This is a genomic window from Thauera butanivorans NBRC 103042 (assembly GCF_001591165.1).
GTDB lineage: Bacteria > Pseudomonadota > Gammaproteobacteria > Burkholderiales > Rhodocyclaceae > Thauera > Thauera butanivorans.
In genome coordinates, this window is the sequence record NZ_BCUG01000107.1 from 1 (window position 1) to 3,999 (window position 3,999).

At 68.5% G+C, this 3,999-nt stretch carries 5 protein-coding genes; all 5 read right to left on the minus strand.

Annotated elements, in window-relative coordinates; translation table 11 throughout:
- Positions 1-1,830 (minus strand): hypothetical protein (locus tag TBU01S_RS22410; RefSeq protein WP_217999688.1); only part of this gene is annotated, 1,830 nt, incomplete at its 3' end.
- A gap of 16 nt (positions 1,831-1,846) precedes the next feature.
- Positions 1,847-2,281: a hypothetical protein gene (locus tag TBU01S_RS22415; protein WP_068639703.1), complete on the minus strand. Its 435-nt coding sequence runs from the start codon at positions 2,279-2,281 to the stop codon at positions 1,847-1,849.
- Positions 2,282-2,283: 2 nt separating this feature from the next.
- Positions 2,284-2,604 carry a hypothetical protein gene (locus tag TBU01S_RS22420; RefSeq protein WP_068639704.1) on the minus strand — a complete coding sequence of 107 codons (321 nt, stop codon included), beginning with the start codon at positions 2,602-2,604 and terminating at the stop codon, positions 2,284-2,286.
- Positions 2,601-3,767, minus strand: coding sequence for a hypothetical protein (locus TBU01S_RS22425; protein ID WP_068639705.1), 1,167 nt, complete (start codon positions 3,765-3,767; stop codon positions 2,601-2,603). Before TBU01S_RS22425 ends, TBU01S_RS22420 begins: the two co-directional genes overlap by 4 nt.
- Positions 3,768-3,786: 19 nt before the next feature.
- Positions 3,787-3,999: hypothetical protein (locus TBU01S_RS22430; protein ID WP_217999689.1), on the minus strand; the 213-nt coding region annotated here is incomplete at its 5' end.

The following is a 3,999-nucleotide window of genomic DNA, read 5'->3' on the forward strand; positions in this document are numbered from 1 at the left end:
GTTGCGCGTGACGTGGCCGAGGATGCTGCCGGCGAGATACACGGCGTCGTGGCGCGGCTTGTCCGCCCAGTCGATGCCTTCGACGGTGATCACGTTTTCCGGGATCGCGATATCGGACGTGAGGCTGGGCCATTCCCAGGGGGCAGCGGGGTAGCGCGGCAGCACGCGCAGGGTGTCGGCGGTGGCGTGCGGCTGGATGACGGCGCCGGCGGCCTCGGCGATGCGGACCGCGGCATCCATGTAGCTGCCGGTGTGCGACCAGGCGTGCGCATCGACCAGCCAGTCGGTGATCTGCCAGTCGAGCGTCCAGCCCAGCGGCACACCGTTGTCCGTCAGCGCATCATCCATCAGCTGCTGGGCGGTGCGGGCTTCGGTGTTGAGCCGGATGATGGTGGGCGAATACGGGCTGGCCAGCAGCGCGGCACGGCTGCGGCCGCCGATGCGCAGTTCGGCGCGGCCGAAGCGGCGCTCGCGCGACAGGGTCTCGACCAGCAGCCGGTGGGGCTGGCCATTGATCGTGGCGATGACTTCCCGGCAGCCGTCCTCCGGGTCGGGGCGCAGCAGGGCGAGGTAGCTGGCGGGCACCGTGGCCGACCAGCCCCAGGCCCAGGAGTCGATGTCCAGGCGCAGGGACAGGCCGGTGTGCTCGATGGGTTGGCCCGTGCCGGCGAGCGTGAGCGATACGGTGTTGAGCACGGTGTAGGTTCTCCTGACGGGGATGATGATGGGGCCGACGCCGGGCTGCCGACAGCCGAAGACCAGGTGCGCCGTGCCGTCGCGGACGTGGCAGAAGCGCAGGAGGACCACGCGATCCGGCCGCAGGTCCGGCCCGGTACCGGGTGCCGGGCGCCAGTACCCAGGCGGCGGATGGATGCCGTGCGTATGCGGCATCGCCAGCGCCACGCCGATTCGATCCCCCAGCAATCGGAATTCGGCATCAATGACCCGCGCCAGCGCCTCGGCGGATTGCTGACCGGCGGACAGGGGCCGTGCGCTGCGTGCCATCTCCCGCTGTTGCGCGTTCGAGCGGCCACCTACCGGTAGGGCCTGGGCGACGGGCAGCACGGCCCCTCGCCGGCTGCGCGCGGTGTCGCGCTGGGGTGCGGCGGTGCGCCCGGCGACGCGCAGGCCGTGCGCCCACCGTGCATCGAGGGGCCGTGCCACACGCTGCGTTTCCTGTTGCGGCAGACCGGCGCGGCTGGCCAGGACGGCCGCAGCGTGCATCCGGGCGCACAACGCAGTGGCGCTGGGGAGCATGGATTGCTGTGCCAGGGCGCTCGACGCGGCATGCTGCTCAGCCTGCCGCACCGGGGCGGCCAGGGCCGTTGGGGTGTCCGTGATCAGCGCCATGTCCTGCTCGGCATCGACGGTGGCAGCGGGAGCAGCCAGCATGACAGCCGGCAGCGAGGCAGCCAGGGCGAGGTTTTGCCCTTGATGCGCGACGGCGGACGGCGCAAAGGACAATGCTGCGGGCGGCAAGACGGCCAGCAAATGCGCGGGGCTGGCCATCGCGCCGGCCAGCGCTGGCACGAGTGCCAGGCCGGGCGCCGGGAGCGCGGCATCGAGCGCCCCCAGTACGGGCGGCAGACGGCCATCGGCCTCGAACGAGAGCTGCAGTGCCGGCGGCGGCAGTGCGGCCGACAACGCTCCATGCACGACGAAGGCCGCATCGCCGTGCGCGGCCAGGGCCAGCGGCGCCAGCGCGGGCGCGGGCAGCACGCACGCCAGCTCTCCGACCGCATCCTGCGCCTGCCCGCCGGCGCCGAAGCGCAGCCGCAGCAGCCCGGGCGTGGTCGATTGCGGTGCGACGAAGCGCAGGCGGATCGTCATGTGTCAGAGAGCCGGATCAGCCGGCAAACACGGCGGAGACCAGGCGCGCGAACGCGCCGTTGCGCAGCAACGTGGAAATCAGCTTGATCTCACCTGCGCCGCTGGCGTCGGACACGCTGCAATCGCCCCACCACTCACCGGCGCCGTCGGTGATGCGCGCCCATGCGGTGTCGGTGCCGTCATCGGGGTCCGCGCCGGTGATCTGGCCTTCGATCGGCACGGCCAGCTCGATCGTGTGGGCCGCTTCATTGATCGCGCCGGCCGGCTGCTGCAGCGCAATGACGACCAGTGCAGCGCCGGCGGGCGGCTCGCCCGGATCCGGGCGCGGCGCGGCGTAGAACGTGATGGATGCGGGGCCGGGTGCGGCATCGAGCCGTGCCAGACTGGCCTGCAGCGCAGGCACGCGGGCGGCCTCGGCACGGGCTGCGGCGTGGGCGGTGGAGATGTCCATGATCAGGGTACGCTCGGGACGAGATTGGTCTTGATGACAGGATCGAATTCGCCGGTGTGGTCGTAGGCGATGACGCCGTAGCGCAGGGCGGGGTCGAGATGCTCGAAGCGGCAGCGGCCGGCGGCATCTGTCACCTGCGTGGCAATCAGGGTCGCGGAGGGGAATGCCGTGCCGTGCGCATTGGGCGCGACGAAGAGCTGCACGCGGCGCGGCACGGGCTGGTCAGGCAGGCCGGCGACCACGGTGTCGACCTCGAGATAAGCGATCAGTCCGTCGTCGATGCGCGCGCTGGTGAGCAGTCGATCGATGATTACCGCGCTCATCGCCAGGGCCCTTCGATGTCGAAGGCCACGAAGCGTCTCTCTACGAAGCTGCCTGTATCTGTCGTACTGCCAACTCTGACACGCATCAAGAGCCGTTCGGAGATGCGCTCAATCCCAAAATTCGGCAAGGCGACAGGGGATTGTTCATGGGCGATGTAATAGCCTGGGACCTGCCCCCGCAAAGGTACAGCGGTACCGCGACCATCGGTGATAAACACGGGGCTGTAGTGCATCTTGCCGTCAATCGGAAGCAGACGCCCTGATTCTCCTGTTCCTGTCCCCCCGGCGTGCTCGACGGCACTCCTATGGCCCTGATCAATCACACCGCCCGATTGACCGGCGCCCCGCGCCAACCAGCATCCGCCCGCTGCTCCAAATAGGCCGTAAAAGGTAGATAACCCTGCTGACGGGTAGTTGCTGGCTGCTGGGGCTTGCATGCTTGCGATGATGCAGTGATAGGCATCACCGTCCAGATAGCTGATGGCATCCCCAAACCTGTAAATGGCCGCTTTGCCCGCCCACTGGGCACTGGTGTGCCAAGCAGGCGCATAGTGAAACAGCCTGCGGTCGCCGATCAATGACCACGGCGACGGAGTAGATCCCCCCGAACTACTGTTGTGTTTTGGCCAGTTGCTGGTAGTGGCACTCGCCGGGAACATCCCGGTACCCGTGTCGACATCGAACATCTGTTCATATCCGCGGACATCGACATTTGTGGTGCCGGCGTCATCCACACGTAGAAACAACTGCGTACCCGCCAGATCGGTGGACTGATACACCGCCTTGTTGGCACCGGCAAAAACCTTGGCCCAGCCGGCGGGCGCCATCTTGACGGTGATGGTGCCCGTGGCCGTGCCGTCGGGCAGATCGCAGTCGAAGCTGAACGTGTTGCCGGCGACCGATTTGATGCGCCATTCGTCGTTGAGCTCGGCCGGCGTGGCACCCGAGAGCGCGATCACCGCGTGCTGCAGGTAGGCGTGGCCGGCGCTGATCGTGGCCGTGGCCACGCCATCGGCGACCACCAGGCTGTTGATCACACGCACGTCGAAGCCGTTGACCAGCGTGGCATCGAGAATCTCGATCAGCGCGCCGGCCTGGCCGCGCAGCACCGGCGCGGCAGCCATGTCAGAATGGAACCATTTGACCGAGGTATCGGCTTTCATCGGGATCTCCAAAAATGGGTCAGGGGCGATCGACGTTGCCCAACGCGTACAGCTCGCAGCCGTCCGCGCCGTCGCCGGCCGGGGCGTCGGATTGCTGGATGCTCTGGGCGATCCAGACGTCTGCAATGGCGCCGACGGTGTTGATGCGCACGACGTTGCCGGTGGCCCAGCCGCCGCCGTTTGCCGCCGCGGGGATGAGCAGGTAGGGCACGCCGCCCTGGCCGTCGGGGCC

Bases quoted from the DNA above. Each gene is read 5' to 3' on its own strand.
- TBU01S_RS22425 (WP_068639705.1), bottom strand. From the start codon at position 3,767: ATGAAAGCCGATACCTCGGTCAAATGGTTCCATTCTGACATGGCTGCC.
- TBU01S_RS22420 (WP_068639704.1), bottom strand. From the start codon at position 2,604: ATGAGCGCGGTAATCATCGATCGACTGCTCACCAGCGCGCGCATCGAC.
- TBU01S_RS22415 (WP_068639703.1), bottom strand. From the start codon at position 2,281: ATGGACATCTCCACCGCCCACGCCGCAGCCCGTGCCGAGGCCGCCCGC.